This is a genomic window from Priestia sp. KCTC 13724, from assembly GCF_056820425.1.
Map to the genome: position 1 here is coordinate 70,642 of NZ_JBXDLD010000091.1, position 16,565 is coordinate 87,206.

Genomic DNA, 16,565 nt, shown 5'->3' on the forward strand with positions numbered 1-16,565 from the left:
TTACAATTATTTACATTTCGTTCATGTTATTCATTCATTTTTGTATACGGAGGGTTCACACATTGCAGTTCATGAAAGCAAATTTTAGCCATATAAACAGTATTTCAACATTATATATTGATAGTTGGAAAACCACTTATCGCGATCTAGTTCCAGACTCTTATTTAGAAAAGCTCTCCTATCAAGAAAGCGAAGAAAAGTGGAGCAATTTTTTACAGAAGGACGGGGCTTCTATTGTAGCAGCCTTCAGCGATCAGCAAACTATCGTTGCTTTTGGTGCGTATGAACAATACAGCCACTCATCACATAAAGGTGAATTGGTTGCATTATACATTTCAGAAGGCACACAAGGCCAAGGACTTGGAACCTTGTTAATGGACTTTATTAAAAGGGACCTTTATTCCTTAGGCGTCCAGTCAATCGATATTTGGGCCTTAGGAAAGAATAAGCGTGCAGTCAACTTTTACAAACGTCAAGGGGCACGGTTCGTAAAAAACCAGCCCCACGAATTTGACGGGGTATTTTTAGACGACGTTTTATACACCTATGATCTTACAAACAACAAGACGTGCCGCTCATAGCAGCACGTCTTGTTATTGAAACCGTTTAATTCGTACAAGAACTGGCTGAACGGACCACGTCCAAAATAAATTACCTTGGCTCATTATTAGTCGATCAAACCACTGTTCAAAAGTCATATGTAAGTTCACCGCTTGCTCAACCGGCTCATATTTGCTTTTAATTATGACTGAGTGCTCGCTTGCTTCTACTCTTCGGAGTAAAATCTCATTCTGATTGACAGCTCCAATAGTTATATAGTCTTCACTACATTGACTCTCCGTATCTTCCAAACGGTATAAGACAACGCTGTTTTCTACTAGATTTGACTCAAATAAGCGACAGCCGTTCGTTTCCCTTAAAAATTCTCGGTAGTCTTTTGGCATAACGCACCTATGCTTTTGTTCAAATTGATGAATTATTTCTTCTACTAAACCCTCGTAAAATGTGCACGTGGTGAAATTAACTTCTCCATTCCCTTTATACACTTCAATTACATCGTTATTTTCCCATAGCCTTTGTTTTAGTGCGTTTATTGTTTTTTTGACCATAAGATCCTCCTATTTTTGGATTGAACAAAAAAACATACATACACTAATTACACAAATGGGTTCTTAATTCCTTCTTTCACTTATAAATACAGCTACCATTAAATACTTTCTCCCTTATTTTAAAAGTAAAAATTTATTCAGAATTCAACACATCAAAACTTTTTCTTTTATGAAAATGTAGCTACAATACAACCTACAGGAAAGGAGTTACGATAATGGCAGTATCTGAAAACTTATCGATTCAGTTTGAAGATTATCCGCAGCTAACTTTTATACTGCTCGGTCGCAAAAACCAAACGGTGCGCTCATTGAGTACAAAAAAACAAAAGCATTACTCACTCGTTTGAACGAAGCTGTTTTATTAGCTCTTCAAACATATTCCATAGATGAGCAATTGCTTCTTAATTCGTTTTTATATAATAATGCAGCTGACGGTTTTCCTATTCCAATTGACCGAATGGAAACAATTTATCCACACCTTTGGAAACCACAGTCGTTTCTAATGAAGAAATTGAGCTGTCACTACCCTACTTTTCTAAATGGAACGTTGAATCACATACTGCACTGTTTCAAACAATGGAAGCCTATGTTGCCTTATTAAATGAAAGTGGCATACATCAGCAGCTTGATGGATTTTCATCTATGTACAAACAGGAATTAAATCAGATTCAAAAAGAACCAGTAGAAGTACCAATAATGGTCCAAAAGAAACCACTTTCTTCTCTGTCTTTTTATAAGCTTCTAGAATTGATAGAGCTACTACAGGATTCTCAAACACAAGAAGTTTATTTCCAAGTAGTTGAAGGTCAATCAACAAACAGTATGCGCCAAAAAGGCTTAACAAACTTACACGCACACGACCTCTTGAACAACGTGAAGCGAAAGCATATTATAACGGTATTTGACCAACTTCAACATTTAAATCTCATACCAAAGAATAGCCGAAGCTTTACGCTGACTCCTAAAGGTCGTCGAATTTATCAACTGTTAACAGCTAAACATGCTTCTGCTAGCTAACCGATTCGGTTCAGCTAGCATTTTTTCTAGCAATTACTCTATTATGTTCGAAAATGTCCTCATATTTCCTTTCCATTCCTCATAAACTAGTTACTAGATTCAGAAGCGGTCTTGAAGGGAGTAAGCGATATTGAAATCTAGTAACGATAACCGTGCTAACTTTTTTGTTCTCACATATAGAATGATTATGGTCATTATATGCGTTGTTGTCCTCATTTCTTCAGCAGTCTTTGTAGTAAGCTACTCCGCATTCAAAGAGCAGTTTCATTCATCGATTGTGTATCAGACGTTATCAAAACATAAAGCAGAAACTCTATATTATTTAATGAGCCAAGAAAATCAGCATTTTAAGAAAGCGTTTGACGATAATTTTTCTACGCCTTCTTTATCTTCCACTCTACTAGAACTTTCCACTAGCATACGAACACAAGATGCGAGAAGCTTATTTGGATCTGAAATTCCAGGTTTTAGCATTTTCGACTCGAATTTAATTATTGCGGGTGAAGGAACTAATTTTACAAACTTTCCAAAAGAATCAGCTCCTCCAATCGAAGAAGTGTTAAAGGAAAGAGAAGTAGACAAGGAAGAAGTTGAACAACCTTCTACGGAAAAGGAAAAAGAGCAAGAAGAAAAGCCTCCAGCTAACACAACAAATGGACGAAAAGTCGTCTATATCTACCATACGCACAGCTGGGAGTCCTATTTGCCTTTACTAGGTTTAGAAGGCGATGGTAATGCTGATAAAGCAGCCGATAGTAAAACTAATATTAGCATGGTCGGAGAAATGCTCGGGAGAGAATTAGAATCACAAGGTATTGGTGCTGAAGTCGACACAACAAATATTGGCGCAAAGCTAAATGAAAAGGGTTGGAAACCACCGCGCTCTTATGCGATGTCTCGTACTATCGTACAAGAAGCCATGGCACAGAATAAAGATTTAACCTACCTTATTGACCTGCATCGAGATTCCCTTCGTAAAAAAGATACAACGATTCAAATTAATGACAAGTCGTATGCACGCGTCATGTTTGTATTGGGAAAAGAAAATCAAAACTTTGAGCAAAACTTAAAGCTTTCAAAAGCGCTTCATGAAGGGTTAGAAAAGAAGTATCCTGGATTAAGTCGTGGTGTACTCGGTAAAAGCAAAGCGAGCGGAAATGGAGTTTACAACCAAGATTTATCCACTAATGCTATTCTCATTGAAATGGGTGGCGTTGATAACAATATGGAAGAATTAACGAATACCGTAAAAGCGCTAGCAGATGTTCTCAGTGAATTTTACTGGGATGCTGAAAAGGTTAACGGAAATGAATCATAAGAAAAAGCTGCCAAGAGGCAGCTTTTTCTTATGATGTAGCGGGTAGTTGAATACTAACAACGGTCCCTTCATAATCATTTGCAATACTCATAAAGCCTTGATGCTCTTTAATAATGCTTTGACAAATAGAAAGACCTAACCCTACCCCTTCATCTTTCGTTGAAAAAAAGGGATCTCCAATTTTATTAATAATCGACAACGGAATACCAGGACCGCTATCTTTTATAAACAAACAGACCGTATCCTCTTTGTTTTGAACGTAAACTGCTATTTTCCCATTATGACCAATCGCTTCAATAGCATTTTTTATAATATTTAAAAACACCTGCTTTATCTGTGAAGCATCAAGCCATAACTTCGGCACGTAGTCGTCCGTTTCCAAGCAGATAGAAATATTATGTAGGTTCACTTCGCTTTGCAATACGCCAATTGTTGCTTGCATAACGTCAGTAATGGAAGTTAGTGTTTTTTTAGGCGCAGTGGGCTGCGTGACTAGTAAAAAGTCACTGATAAGCTCATTCATTCTATTTAATTCTGTTAACACAAGATCTTTAATATGACTACTGGTTTGGTTGTGCTCTTCAAATAGAAATTGGATAAAGCCTTTTACTGACTGCATAGGATTTCTAATTTCATGAGCTAAACCAGCGGCAAGTTGACCTACAAGCGCTAACTTATCTAAATGCTGTATTTTCTCTTCAAACTCTGGAATAATTACCTGCTGCTGTTGAGAAATGATGGTACCTAATACGTTTGCTAAGCGCTTAATTGATGAAACTTCTTGTTCTGTAAAAGTCTGTGGATTGGGATCTACTACGCATAGAGTTCCAAAGAGTTTACCATTTTCTAATACAATTGGTGCACCTAAGTAAGAGCCAACATCCGCATCATAAATAGCCTGCAGATGTTTTGTTCGAACATCGCACTTCGTATCAGAAATGACAAGTGACTCTTCACACGTTACCAAATTACAAATCGAAAGCTCAATTGGTAACGTTAATCCCTCATGGAGTAGACTTCCACCTTCGCTATTTACAATTTTCATAATTGAAAACACGTCATCAAGCGTGCCGATAAAAACCGTGCGACTTTTAATGAGGTCAATGGCTATTTGAAGTATATCTGTCAGCGCATCTTTATTGAAAACTTTATTCACTGTAATCACCCGTAGCTTTGGATTCTTTTACATTTATTATAAGGTTTTTACCGCTTCAGGTACACTATCTTTAGTCGCTTTTTTCAGAAAAACCCTTCAAAGTCACATGGGCATAGTAGCCAACTTACTTAATCTTCTTATTCAAACCAGCGGATAGCTTCTCTTACCCCAACCACATCTCCTATAAGGACAATTGCAGGATGCGCTACTTTCGCTGTCTCTGCAATCGTTACGATATCTTCTAACGTTCCTGTTACCGTTCGCTGCTTTTCTGTTGTGCCCCATTCAATAAGCGCTACCTGCGTATGTGGATTACGTCCATGCTTAATGAGCTGCTCACAAATATACGGCAGATTACCAACCCCCATATAAAACGCAATCGTATCAATACCCGTTGCAAGCGCTGGCCAGTTTAGGAAGTCTTGTCCTTTTTCTTCTCGACCGTGTCCTGTTACAATTGCAAACGATGTAGCATGATCGCGATGAGTCACAGGAATTCCAGCATAAGCAGGTGCTGCAATTCCTGATGTAATCCCAGGTACTACTTCAAAAGGAATACCATGCTGAACAAGAAACTGTGCTTCTTCTGCTCCGCGTCCAAATACAAACGGATCTCCTCCTTTTAAACGAGTGACCGTTTTTCCAGCAAGGGCATGTTCTACTAATAAGCTATGAATTTTATCTTGAATAACCCCATGCTTTCCCGGTAGCTTCCCACAAAAAATTAGCTCTGCATCCGCTTTTGCATATTCTAATAATTTTTCGTTAGCCAGTCGATCATATAAAATAACATCTGATTGTTGAATGCATTCAACGCCATAAACCGTAATTAATTTCGGGTCTCCAGGTCCCGCTCCCACAAGAAATACTTTCCCAGCTGTCATAGTGAATCGCTTCTTTCTCTTTTAAATTTTTCACATTTGTTTATCCAGTTTTCAACAAGCTCCGTTGATGATCCGAAATGAAAGTGCGTATAGCCTGCAACAAGATTCTCTTTTAAATAGCCTTCATCTTTTACCCCTACCATACTTGTTGTCTGATAAGCGTGTGGAAGCTTTTGGGCTGAATGAAAAGTTGAGTAATGAAACTCATGCCCTCTTGCTTTTACGCCGCCTTCTAATAAAAAGTTGCCTTTAGCACCTTCAATTTCTCTGTAACCAAGCGCAGCAAGCTGCGTTTGCATATGTGCCTCTCCAGGAATGATGCCAACCATTTCAAACTTTTCTTTATCTGTCGTGACGATTGCTTCGGTTAAATACATAAACCCTCCGCACTCTGCTAACGTCGGTGTTCCACGATGAATTGCTTGCTTAATAGACTCTTTCACTTCGTTTTTATCAGCTAACTCTGCTGCAAACTCTTCAGGAAACCCCCCTCCAATATAAAGACCATCTATATTATTAGGAACCTCTTCACCTTGCAATGGTGAAAAATAAACAAGTTTCGCACCTTTTGCTTTTAATAACTGTAGATTTTCTTCATAATAAAAATTGAAGGCTGCATCTCTTGCAACAGCAATTTTCACTTTAAAAGGTATTTGAGGCGAAAAGATAGCAGTATAACCTTTAAGAGTGGGCGCCTTAGAAAGCTCATAAATTTTTTCTACATCAATCGTTTTTAAAATGGCTTGACTTAACTCATGAAAAAAGGGTTGCAAGTCACCACGTTCTATTGAAGGGATAAGGCCCAAATGTCGTTCCGGCATAGAGAACTGTTTGTATCTTGGCAAGTAGCCTACAACTGGAATTCCGCACTCCTTCTGAACCGCTGCTTGAATTAGTTGAAAATGCCCTTGACTGCCGACTCGATTTGCAATAACGCCTACGATGTTGACTTCTTCTGAAAGAAGCTGAAAGCCTTTCACAATTGCAGCAGCACTTCTTGCCATTCCAGAGCAGTCAACAACTAAAATGACGGGGCTGTTTGTTAAAATACTAAGCTCAGCGGTGCTTCCATGATTGCTGGTTGGTGCTTTTCCATCATAAAAGCCCATCACTCCTTCTATAACTGATATATCAGCTCCATCGCTCGCATGATTCATAATTGCTGCTATCATCTTTTCCTCAAGCATCCAGCTATCAATGTTCCTTGAAACCCTTCCCGTAACAGCTGTATGATACGTTGGATCTATGTAGTCTGGTCCGCACTTGAAGCCCTGTACAACATAGCCTTCTTGACGGAGTGCTCCCATCAATCCAATTGTAAGAGTCGTTTTGCCTACTCCGCTTTCAATTCCTGCAATGACTATTCTTCGATTAGACATGCAATCTCCTTTCTTCTTGCTTATGTAATGTGCAATATCCTACTATACCTATCGTGATAATCCTTCACATAGTAGCTTATATTACTGAATTTTTCAACTCCTTTTAACGGAATATAAAAAGCTGCAGGCGCTTAGAATGTCTAAACGACTGCAGCTTTTTTACTTTTATTATCCTTATACTGCTGACAACCTTAGTCTAGCATCATTAAAATAAACAACTTCCGAGTTTGATGCATTAAAATCGTTCCTGTATAGTAGAGGCTGAACTACTTATGTCTCAGCCTCATCTATTAAGAAATACTCTTTAGCTGATCGGTTAGTTTAAAGAAATCTTCTTTGCTTTTCTTTTCTAATGACTGGTCGATTTCTTTTTTCAATTTCGCTTTTTGAAAGTCTGCAATAACTTTATCTAAGAACATTTCGGCAATTAGGGAATCTAACACTTTCACATTCGATTTCGGCGACGAATTCAGCAAATTTTTCTTCATAAGAAATCAACTCCTTGTCTTTTTTATACTATAACATAAATTTTCTGACTTTTCAATCATTTTGTAGGAATTAGAAAAATTCTTCTTTTTTTACACATAAAAAGAAGCTGGGACATACCAAAATAATTTCTTCTCACAGACGAATGATAACTGTTCTACCATCGTTAGGTTGGAAGAATAAGTTTACTCCATTACGCTACAGAAATTCGCTTTTTTTAATTGTCTTTGGAACCAACAAAAAATATCCGAACTATCAAAAGTAGTTAACTCGCAATAGTTCGGATAGATTATTGACTGAAATACTTATGTCTCAGCCTCTTTTATTTTTGTTCTGTTTGTTCGTACTGGTTATAGTATTCAATAAATTCATGAGACTGATTGGCAGCTATAATACCGTGGTAGCTAATATCTAACCCTACTTCTTCCTCTTCCTCTGTGGAGCGAAGCGGTACAAGTAGCGCAATTGCTTTTAAACCAAACCACGTTGCTATAAAGCCCCGCGCGGACAATGCTACTAAGCCAATGAACTGAATCCCTAGTAGCTCAAAGCCGACTTCCATTAATAGAATCATAGCAGCCGTTAGTACCACCCACGTTGTATTGACGCCCAAGCTAAGTTCTTCAATCCCCATTATCTTTCCTCCATTCGCGATAAACCTTCTACAATCGCTGATGTTAAAACGATTGCCTCGATGACAACCTCTTGTGTTAGCAGTTCAAGCACACGTTCAACTTCACGAATTTTCCCTTTAAACTGCTCAATTTTACGAAACCTGTCCTTTACATGGACCATATACTTTTCACGATTAATTTCAAATATAGCTGTTTGGTATAGTTCATTCATGACCTTCACGTCATATCTTCTCACATCGAATGTTATGTTTTAGATTGTATGTGAGAATCGATAAAATCGTCAATCTAAAAATCGGAATTTATTCTTATTTTCTGAATAAACAGAGTTCATTTCCGATAAATGCATCGTTCGACTCTTTCTTAGGTTTTTCCACCAAACCGGTTGCTTTTATAAGGCAATAAATTTACAATAGATAAATGTGCAGGACTTCACAACAAAACTAGAAGTCTAGCAGCTAAAGTGTCTACATATGCAACAATATACAGCAAAGGAGGACGTTCTTATGTCTCAATCAACTATCCAAAAGCCGGCTGAAGAAGCGATTCAAGCTAAAGGTGCAACTCAATCAGATGTACTTGATCAATTGCTAAAACCAGAAGTTCAAGAATCATTAACAGTTCTTGTTGACAACTTACCAAAGCTAACTGAAATGGTAACTGTATTAACAAAAACGTACGACTTAACACAGTCTCTATTAACAGATAACGTGTTAAAAGAAGATTTACTTGCTGGTGCTAAAGAATTTATCGAACCAATTGAAGGAAAAGTGAAAGATCTTGCTGCTTCAGCAATCGAAGCAAGTGATCGTGCGGAAGCTAACCAATCAACAACTATCGGTTTGTTTGGTTTATTACGTATGCTCAAAGATCCACAAGTTCAAAAACTATTCCGCTTTGCGCAGGCTTACTTAGAAGTAACAGGCGAAAAACAAAAATAATAACAATCTATCATTTTATAAAGCACGAACGGAGGATCGATCTACTATGTCAAAACATATTTTAATTTTAGGTGGCGGCTATGGTGGTCTACTAACAGCCCTAACAGCTCGTCAACACTTAAGTGCATCTGAAGCAAAAATTACAGTAGTAAACCGTTTTTCTACTCACCAAATCATTACTGAACTGCACCGTTTAGCAGTAGGTGGACTATCTGAACAAGCAGTAGCTCTTCCATTAGAAAAGTTACTAAAAGGTAAAGATGTAGAATTAAAGATTGCTACAGTAAAAGAAATTTCACCAGACCAACGTGAAGTGGCATTAGAAGACGGAACAAAATTAAGCTATGACTACTTAGTAACTGCATTAGGTAGTGAAACTGCTTACTTCGGCATTCCAGGACTAGAAGAAAACAGCTTTGTGTTGAAATCAGTAAATGATGCAAACCGCCTACGTGCACACGTAGAAGAGCGCATTGTTGAATTTAGCAAAACAAAAAATAAAGCTGACGGAACAATCGTTGTCGGTGGTGGCGGTTTAACAGGTATCGAGCTTGTAGGTGAATATGCTGACCTTATGCCAAGCCTTTGCCTAAAACACGGTATTGATCCAAAAGATGTTTCTCTATACTGTGTAGAAGCTGCTCCAACTGTTCTTCCTGGTTTCCCAACTGAACTAGTAGAACGCGCTCAATCAAGCTTGGAAAAACGTGGCGTAACATTTGTAACAGGAACTCCTGTTACAAAAATGGATGCTACAACAGTTGAGCTTAAAGACGGTAGCAAAATCGAAACAAAAACAATGGTATGGACTGGCGGAGTTCAAGGTAACTCAGTAGTTGCTAACTCTGGTATCGAAGTAAACCGCGGTCGTGCTCTTGTGAATGAATTCTTACAATCTACTTCTCACGAAGACATTTTCGTAGCTGGTGATAGCGCGGTTGTTATGGGGCCTGAAGGACGCCCTTACCCACCAACTGCACAGCTAGCTTGGCAAATGGGAGAAGTTATTGGCGTGAACTTAGCAGTAGCTATTAAAGGTGGCGCAATGCACGGGTTCTCTCCAGTATTCTCTGGTACATTAGGAAGCCTTGGACGTAAAGATGCAATTGGTACAATCGGCGGAAATAAAACGCAATTAAAAGGTTTGCCAGCGTCTCTAATGAAAGAAGCAAGTAACGTTCGTTACTTGTCACACATCAAAGGTTTATTTGCTCTAGCATATTAATACAGAAAAGCCAACGCAGACACGCGTTGGCTTTTTTACATAAGTTGCAAAGAACACCCCCACTTCGTATAAGCCGGAATCGTTTCAGCTATAACTTTCCCTCTTCTGATTACATATCTAGGCACCGACTGGTTAAGCATAAGCTCACGAATCGTCCGCTCCTCAAAAAGTAAAAAATTAGCTTCACTTCTTTCTTGAATTCCATACGCTTTGCCTTTTCCAAAAGCAGCGGCTGGTCGTTCTGTAATCATGGATAAAACCCTTTTCACTGGTTCTTCTCCTGTCATATGAGCTAAATGCGCTCCCATAAAAGCGGCTCTTAGCATATTTCCGTCTCCGAAGGGATAAAAAGGAGTCTGAATATCGTCATGAGCAATACAAATATTAATATTTTTGGTATCTAATTCTTTCACCCTGGTAATTCCTGTCGCTTTAGGATATGCATCATTTCTTCCTAGCATCGAACTGTTAATAAGTGGACAACTAACAACGGTTAAACGAGCTTTCTTTATAGCCTCCATTACTGATTCAGCATATTTACTTTCATAATAAGCCAGCGCATTTACGTGGCTGACTACAACCCTACCTTCAAACCCATTTTCAATGGTTAAATTCGCTACTTCTTGTACAAATGTTGAGCTCACTTCGTCTACTTCGTCACAAAAAATATGAATATAGCTTCCATACTCTTTGGCGAGACTAAAACAGTATTCCAAAGAGCGCACCCCTTCTTCTTGACTACTTTCTAAATGTGGCACAGCACTTACTGCGTCAGCTCCCATTTCAAGTGCTTTCCGCATTCGCCCCTGATTTTCAAAGCACTTCCACAACCCATCTTGCGGAAAAGCAATAATTTGTAAATCGATAATTTGTTCATACACTTTTTTTATTTGCAGAATAGCTTTTAAAGCCGTTAAATCATCATCAGATATGTCCACTGCTGCTCGAACACTTAACACCCCATGCTTGATGTACATCTTTAATGCTTGTTCAGCCCTCTCGTTCACGTCCTTGATGGTAAGACTTTTTTTCCGTTTGTTCCATATTGAAATTCCTTCTTGTAACGTACCGGTTCGATTAAAGCTTGGCCAACCTGCAGTCAAAGCGGTATCAAAATGAGTATGCAATTCTACGAAAGGAGGAATAACTATCCCCCCTTTGGCATCTATCACTTTCTTTCCATCTACTAGATCTTTTGTTATATGCATAAACCTTCCATTCGATACTCCAATATTTACAACTTCCACTGCGTGTAACAACCGAGCATTTTTAATGGCCATATCATACAATAGAATCTTCCTTTCTACTAAAAAAGAGAAGATCTACTCTTCTCTTTTCTCTACATTTACGGTTTATTTCTTTAAAAATTCTGTTGTAAAAATCCCCTTAATATCTTCTTTATTTTTAATAATCCCTAAGTCAAGAAGCTGCATTTGAAGTTTATCCCAGCGCTCCGCTGACATATAACCGAAACCTCTTTCAGCAGCATCTCCTCCGAAGATCAATTCTTCTTGTGCTTTTGCACCATATTCCATCGCTTCCATCTTCAAGTCTGGATTTCTCTCTTGAAGGAACGGATTGATTTCATCTGAACTTTCTCGGTAATACTCCCAGCCTTTTACCGTAGCATTCATAAATGATTGAACCACTTCAGGGTTTTCTTTAATCATCTTTTCAGTTGTAAAAATCACGTTTGCATACGTTTCAAATCCAGCATCATGAATGAATAAATAATCGTTTTCTATTCCTTCTTGTTCAAGAGAAAACGGCTCTGACGTCACGTACCCTTGTGTGACCGCATTTTCATCCTCAATAAAGGTTGCTAATGAGCCCGTATACGCACGATCTTTTACCCTATCTAAGTTATAGGCTTTTTTAATATATTCCCAATAACCACTCCCTGGTGCTGTATACACTGTCTTTTCGTTCAGCTGCTTAAAATCTCCTACCGTTCCTTTATGGGTAATTAATACCTGCGGGCTTTTTTGAAAAATTGCTCCAATCGCAACAAGAGGTATTCCCTTATCTCTTGCAATTAAAATATCTTCCGCTTGCGTATAACCAAATTCAGCCTTTCCAGAAGCAACGACTTGGGTTGATGAAATTTGAGGTCCTCCCGGTTCAATTATCATGTCGAGACCTTGTTCTTTATAAAAACCTTTTTTTAATGCCGCGTAGTTACCGCCATGTTCAGGTTGTGCAAACCAGTTTGTAATAAGGGTTGCCGTTTCTAATTTTTTCTCAGTATTATCACTCCCAGACGTCTCTTCACTTCCACATCCTGCCAGAAATAATGACAGTGATACAGCACCAATTAAACCGATTTTTTTTAAAACCCCTTGTTTCACACTCATTTCCCCCTTTTAGAAAATTAGTTCTCTCTCTTCATTTCCGACTCATGCCATGAACCTAACAAAAGCTTAGAAAATAAATTGACCAGCAAGAAAAAGCCAATACCTAAAACAGATGCGGAAATACCACAAGCGAATAGGTATGCCGTTTCCATCCGAGAGGAAGCTACCGTAATGGCATAGCCTAAACCACCGTCGCCCCCACCAATACCGGCTATGTATTCTCCTACGATTGCTCCTACAACTGCTAAGGTACAGGAAATTTTCAATCCTGCCATGATATAAGGAAGAGCAGCTGGAATTCGCACTTTCCACATAATTTGCCAAGGTGACGCTTGGTACAGCTTTAACAAATTAATCATGCCACGATCCGTTGCGTTTAAGCCAATGAGCGTGTTGGATAGCATAGGGAAAAAGCCAATTGTAAACGCAATGATCACAATAGCATTCATACCTGAACCAAACCAAATCACGATGATAGGTGCAATGGCCACAATCGGAATAGTCTGTAATAAAATGGCGTAGGGGTATAAGCTGCGTTCTAGAAGCTTAGAGCTAGACATCAATAGCGCGCCAACCACTCCACCTATTACGCTAAACATAAACCCGAGCATCGACTCTGTGATTGTTCGAATAACAGCACCGCTTAGGTTACTCCAATTCATTACGGCAGCTTCTACAATATCCATTGGTTTTGGCAATAAGTAAGGTGGAATTTGAAGCAGCTGGGTACCAAACTGCCAAAATAGCATAAAAAGCATAAATACGATAACCGGTGGAAGATACGTATTCAATATTGGCCACGTGTTTTTCTTATAGGTGACGTTTACTTCTTGAACTCGATTTAACTCCTGATGCGAATGTTCCATGTTTTCCCCCTCCTATAACTGAAATTCTTGGACTTCTTTAGCCGTCGGCAACTTACCAGGATTCAATAAGTTATAAGGGTCGTTTAGCTCTTTTCGTTTTAATAACTCTTTCATTCTCATGTTGTATCCACCAAACCCGAGTATATATGTGTGCGGATCATTAATTTCTACTTCAATCGTTTTACAAAACTGGATGATTTCATATAACCTCTCTTTTGACTGATATTTCACCACCGGTAGTGAAGCGGGTACAATTTCTCCTTGAATTTTAATGTATTCAAAGTGAAACTGAATTTCATCACCAAATTTACTTCGAAGATCTGCCATCTGCTCAAATATTCGATCAGTTTGAAAGCGAGCCTGCAAGTAGGTTAAATTGTCTCCATGCTTATGAGCCCATAATGTCGCATGATTCCATGTAAAATCAGAAAGCTTTAGTCCTTTTTGATAGTTTTCAGCAGGAATTGTGTATCCTATGTCTCCATCATATTTATCTGCCAAACAATCTAATAGATGAACTGATTTTTCGTCAATTTCAAGCATGACAATTGACTGACCTTCCCGTAATACTTTCTTCAAGGGGTGAAAGTGAGCTGGAATTGGCCATTCACACACGGAAACCAAACGCTTAAGGATTTCTTCACTATGGGCTAGTTCATCGCTAAACTTAATAGCTTCACGAAAATCATGAAAGAAAACGATATGTTGTGACCATGACACCTTTGATTCTATCGGCAGCTTCACTTCAACAATAAGACCGGTTGTGCCATAATTGTGAATGTACTGCTGCATGTTATCACCTGAAACAGTTAACAGCTGGGGCATTTCCTCAACGGTCATAACCGTAACGCTACTTACATTATCGTCCCATAAATTCCCCCAACGAATCGATCCGATTCCACCGGAGCCTCCGCATAAGAATCCCCCCACCGTTGCCTTCATATAAGTGCTCGGAAAAATACGAAGTTCCCGATTGTTTTGACGCAGCGTCTTTTCCAATACACCTAAGCGAACGCCAGCCTGCACGGAAACTAAGCGATCTCCTTGCATGTCAATACGATCAAGTTTTGTTAAATCAATAATGATTCCACCTTGTAATGGAATTGCTTGGCCGTAGTTTCCTGTTCCCGCTCCTCTTGGCGTAATAGCTACTTTATTTTTAACGGCAAACGAAACGATACGCTGTAGTTCATCGATTGATGTAGGCGCAATTGCACAATCGGCGATTTTATTTTTAAGCTGCTCATACAGTACTGGAGAATACCAATAGTAGTCTTTTGATAGCTTTTCTCTTAAGACCTCGTTTACAATAACAGCATCAGTTCCAAACTCATTTATGAATTCTTGTAACCACACCATAAATCACCTCATTTAAAATTTTAAATCGTGAGATACGTTAGCAACGATACTACTAAACTGTGGATCTGTCCGAATTTCTGCTTTACGAGGGAAGGGTAGATTCACTTCTACCATGGATTCAATTTTACCCGGACTAGGCGTCATTACCGCAATTTTGGTCGATAGATACACAGCTTCAAATACATTGTGTGTAATAAAAAGCACCGTCATCTTTTCGTTTTCCCAAATTCGCAATAACTCACTTTGTAAATTTTGCCTTGTAATTTCATCAAGGGCACCAAACGGCTCGTCCATCAACAAAAGCTTCGGCTTTGCAATTAATGCTCTGGCAATAGAAACACGCATTTTCATTCCACCTGATAATTCTCGAGGTAGCGCTTTTGTATACTCTTTCAGCCCTACCATTTCTAGTACTTTATAAGCGCGCTCCTTCTTTTCAGAATGGGCTATATTGCGAAACTCTAGAGGAAGCATTACATTATCAATAACTGACCTCCATGGTAGTAACGTAGCATCTTGAAACACAAAAGCCACATCCGTACTTTCTTTTTGAGCGTCACGAGGTGTCTTTCCAAGAATGTCAACGTGACCACTTGTTTGATCAATCAGTCCTGAAATCATTTTAAAAATAGTTGATTTTCCACAACCTGAGGGGCCGACAAATGAAACGAATTCTCCTTGTTGAATCGTCAAATTAACATCTTTGACAGCGACTTTACCGTTTGCATACATTTTATTAACTCGGTTCATTTGTACAATTGTGGGGCTACTCTCGTGCTTTACCTCATTTATTTGATTCACCTGCTGAATGCTCACGATACTGGACCACCTCGCTTCATTTATTTACATAGTCTTTCTTTAAATCACCTAATGAAAAATGCTTCATTTCTTTTAATGTTTTAACAAGCTCACTCACGATGAGTTCTTTCATCATTTTCCCTTTTTCTTTCGTTGCCTGTCTGGCATCTCCAGCTATACCCGTGTTTGAAATATCGTTCATTACCCAGGCAAAGTAGCTATTTCCTTTCAAATGTAAATGATGGTTATTGGATAAATTAACAAACTCTGTTGGACTTTTATCAAATTGCACCCAATCCCCCTTCAACTCCATTATTAATGATGTTTCCACTTCACCTCCATGTATCCCAAAGCGCTGTTCTTGTTGTGAAATTAAGCGGTTGACTGCTTCAAATCCAGGATTTAACCGAAATACCATCAAGCCAGTTTCTATGCGTATTTCTCTCGCCATCATATTGAGCAGGTCATGATTTCCGCCGTGTGTGTTGAAAAGCAAAAGCTTTTTAAAGCCACTTTTACAGACGCTGATAGCTAAATCCATTACAACTGCTTGTAATGTAGAAGCTGATAAGCTCATTGTTCCCGATAGACCTAGATGCTCATTGCTTTTACCATAAGGAATGGCTGGAAGAACCCAAATATTTTCGTGCTGAAGCTGAAGCATTGCTTCTTCTAAAAGCCCTTCTGCAATTAAAGTATCGGTATAAACAGGAAGATGCGGACCATGTTGTTCAACTGCACCGATTGGTAAAATGACTAGTGCGTCCTCTTTAGAGAGGTGCTCAATATCTACACTCGATAATCTTGGTAAGAAATTTTCTTCAAATGCGAAACCACTATACCGTTTGTTCATCACACTTTCACCTCTTTGGAAAATTATTTATTTTCTGAAAATTTAACATATAATGTAATAAGATATAACGTTTTGTGTAATAAGTTTATTTTATTACATTAATTTTCAAGAATCATTACACTAGTGTTGCATTAATTTAAATTAACTATTAAAAAGACTCAAAATCTTCAATTTTATTATTTTAGGCA

Annotated in this window: 19 protein-coding genes; 6 read left to right on the forward strand and 13 right to left on the reverse strand. The window is 38.5% G+C overall.

Annotation, left to right across the window (positions count from 1 at the left end; all coding sequences use genetic code 11):
- Positions 1 to 71: 71 nt before the first annotated feature.
- Positions 72 to 581 (forward strand): GNAT family N-acetyltransferase, encoded by a 510-nt coding sequence (locus tag AC1UFB_RS13560; protein WP_157803598.1) that lies wholly within the window; start codon positions 72 to 74, stop codon positions 579 to 581.
- 12 nt (positions 582 to 593) lie between these two features.
- On the opposite strand, the gene AC1UFB_RS13565 is transcribed toward AC1UFB_RS13560, so the two are convergent.
- Positions 594 to 1,109 carry an SMI1/KNR4 family protein gene (locus tag AC1UFB_RS13565; RefSeq protein ID WP_025911166.1) on the reverse strand — a complete coding sequence of 172 codons (516 nt, stop codon included), beginning with the start codon at positions 1,107 to 1,109 and terminating at the stop codon, positions 594 to 596.
- A gap of 215 nt (positions 1,110 to 1,324) precedes the next feature.
- On the opposite strand from AC1UFB_RS13565, the gene AC1UFB_RS13570 reads away from it, so the two are divergent.
- From AC1UFB_RS13570 to spoIIP, 3 genes are all read left to right on the forward strand, one after another.
- The gene (locus tag AC1UFB_RS13570) at positions 1,325 to 1,456 is read left to right on the forward strand and encodes a hypothetical protein (protein WP_326046653.1); all 132 of its coding nucleotides are present in this window, start codon (positions 1,325 to 1,327) and stop codon (positions 1,454 to 1,456) included.
- Positions 1,457 to 1,589: 133 nt separating this feature from the next.
- The gene (locus AC1UFB_RS13575) at positions 1,590 to 2,126 is read left to right on the forward strand and encodes an RQC domain-containing protein (RefSeq protein ID WP_100347727.1); all 537 of its coding nucleotides are present in this window, start codon (positions 1,590 to 1,592) and stop codon (positions 2,124 to 2,126) included.
- A gap of 130 nt (positions 2,127 to 2,256) precedes the next feature.
- Complete coding sequence (spoIIP, locus tag AC1UFB_RS13580) at positions 2,257 to 3,444, forward strand: stage II sporulation protein P (protein WP_100347726.1); 1,188 nt, start codon at positions 2,257 to 2,259, stop codon at positions 3,442 to 3,444.
- 28 nt (positions 3,445 to 3,472) lie between these two features.
- On the opposite strand, the gene AC1UFB_RS13585 is transcribed toward spoIIP, so the two are convergent.
- The 6 genes from AC1UFB_RS13585 to AC1UFB_RS13610 all read right to left on the reverse strand — a co-directional run bounded on the left by AC1UFB_RS13585 (position 3,473) and on the right by AC1UFB_RS13610 (position 8,195).
- The gene (locus tag AC1UFB_RS13585) at positions 3,473 to 4,600 is read right to left on the reverse strand and encodes an ATP-binding protein (RefSeq protein ID WP_482589402.1); all 1,128 of its coding nucleotides are present in this window, start codon (positions 4,598 to 4,600) and stop codon (positions 3,473 to 3,475) included.
- Positions 4,601 to 4,737: 137 nt separating this feature from the next.
- A complete protein-coding gene (cobA, locus tag AC1UFB_RS13590) occupies positions 4,738 to 5,484 on the reverse strand; it encodes a uroporphyrinogen-III C-methyltransferase (protein ID WP_035321217.1) in 747 nt (248 codons plus the stop codon).
- Positions 5,481 to 6,863, reverse strand: a complete 1,383-nt coding sequence (locus tag AC1UFB_RS13595) for a cobyrinic acid a,c-diamide synthase CobB (RefSeq protein WP_100347724.1) — start codon at positions 6,861 to 6,863, stop codon at positions 5,481 to 5,483. Before AC1UFB_RS13595 ends, cobA begins: the two co-directional genes overlap by 4 nt.
- Positions 6,864 to 7,153: 290 nt before the next feature.
- Positions 7,154 to 7,351, reverse strand: coding sequence for an IDEAL domain-containing protein (locus AC1UFB_RS13600; RefSeq protein ID WP_025911177.1), 198 nt, complete (start codon positions 7,349 to 7,351; stop codon positions 7,154 to 7,156).
- 320 nt (positions 7,352 to 7,671) lie between these two features.
- Entirely contained in the window at positions 7,672 to 7,983 is a 312-nt protein-coding gene (locus AC1UFB_RS13605; RefSeq protein ID WP_100347723.1) for an ammonium transporter, read from the reverse strand.
- Entirely contained in the window at positions 7,983 to 8,195 is a 213-nt protein-coding gene (locus AC1UFB_RS13610) for a hypothetical protein (protein ID WP_156474913.1), read from the reverse strand. Before AC1UFB_RS13610 ends, AC1UFB_RS13605 begins: the two co-directional genes overlap by 1 nt.
- Positions 8,196 to 8,487: 292 nt before the next feature.
- Here AC1UFB_RS13610 and AC1UFB_RS13615 point away from each other — a divergent pair, with 292 nt between their 5' ends.
- Both AC1UFB_RS13615 and AC1UFB_RS13620 read left to right on the forward strand, forming a co-directional pair.
- Entirely contained in the window at positions 8,488 to 8,922 is a 435-nt protein-coding gene (locus tag AC1UFB_RS13615) for a helical membrane plugin domain-containing protein (protein ID WP_328101174.1), read from the forward strand.
- Between the two features lie 46 nt (positions 8,923 to 8,968).
- Positions 8,969 to 10,147 carry an NAD(P)/FAD-dependent oxidoreductase gene (locus tag AC1UFB_RS13620; RefSeq protein WP_025911184.1) on the forward strand — a complete coding sequence of 393 codons (1,179 nt, stop codon included), beginning with the start codon at positions 8,969 to 8,971 and terminating at the stop codon, positions 10,145 to 10,147.
- Positions 10,148 to 10,182: 35 nt separating this feature from the next.
- Here the strand turns inward: AC1UFB_RS13620 and AC1UFB_RS13625 are convergent, their stop codons facing one another.
- The 6 genes from AC1UFB_RS13625 to AC1UFB_RS13650 all read right to left on the reverse strand — a co-directional run bounded on the left by AC1UFB_RS13625 (position 10,183) and on the right by AC1UFB_RS13650 (position 16,377).
- Positions 10,183 to 11,427 carry an amidohydrolase family protein gene (locus AC1UFB_RS13625; protein WP_035320049.1) on the reverse strand — a complete coding sequence of 415 codons (1,245 nt, stop codon included), beginning with the start codon at positions 11,425 to 11,427 and terminating at the stop codon, positions 10,183 to 10,185.
- 72 nt (positions 11,428 to 11,499) lie between these two features.
- On the reverse strand, positions 11,500 to 12,501 hold the full coding sequence (locus AC1UFB_RS13630; RefSeq protein WP_061785424.1) for an ABC transporter substrate-binding protein: 1,002 nt from the start codon (positions 12,499 to 12,501) through the stop codon (positions 11,500 to 11,502).
- 17 nt (positions 12,502 to 12,518) lie between these two features.
- On the reverse strand, positions 12,519 to 13,367 hold the full coding sequence (locus AC1UFB_RS13635; RefSeq protein WP_025908039.1) for an ABC transporter permease: 849 nt from the start codon (positions 13,365 to 13,367) through the stop codon (positions 12,519 to 12,521).
- A gap of 12 nt (positions 13,368 to 13,379) precedes the next feature.
- Positions 13,380 to 14,726: an FAD-binding oxidoreductase gene (locus AC1UFB_RS13640; protein WP_482589403.1), complete on the reverse strand. Its 1,347-nt coding sequence runs from the start codon at positions 14,724 to 14,726 to the stop codon at positions 13,380 to 13,382.
- Positions 14,727 to 14,738: 12 nt separating this feature from the next.
- The gene (locus tag AC1UFB_RS13645) at positions 14,739 to 15,536 is read right to left on the reverse strand and encodes an ABC transporter ATP-binding protein (RefSeq protein ID WP_404826846.1); all 798 of its coding nucleotides are present in this window, start codon (positions 15,534 to 15,536) and stop codon (positions 14,739 to 14,741) included.
- 25 nt (positions 15,537 to 15,561) lie between these two features.
- A complete protein-coding gene (locus AC1UFB_RS13650; protein WP_025908042.1) occupies positions 15,562 to 16,377 on the reverse strand; it encodes a creatininase family protein in 816 nt (271 codons plus the stop codon).
- Between the last annotated feature and the right edge of the window lie 188 nt (positions 16,378 to 16,565).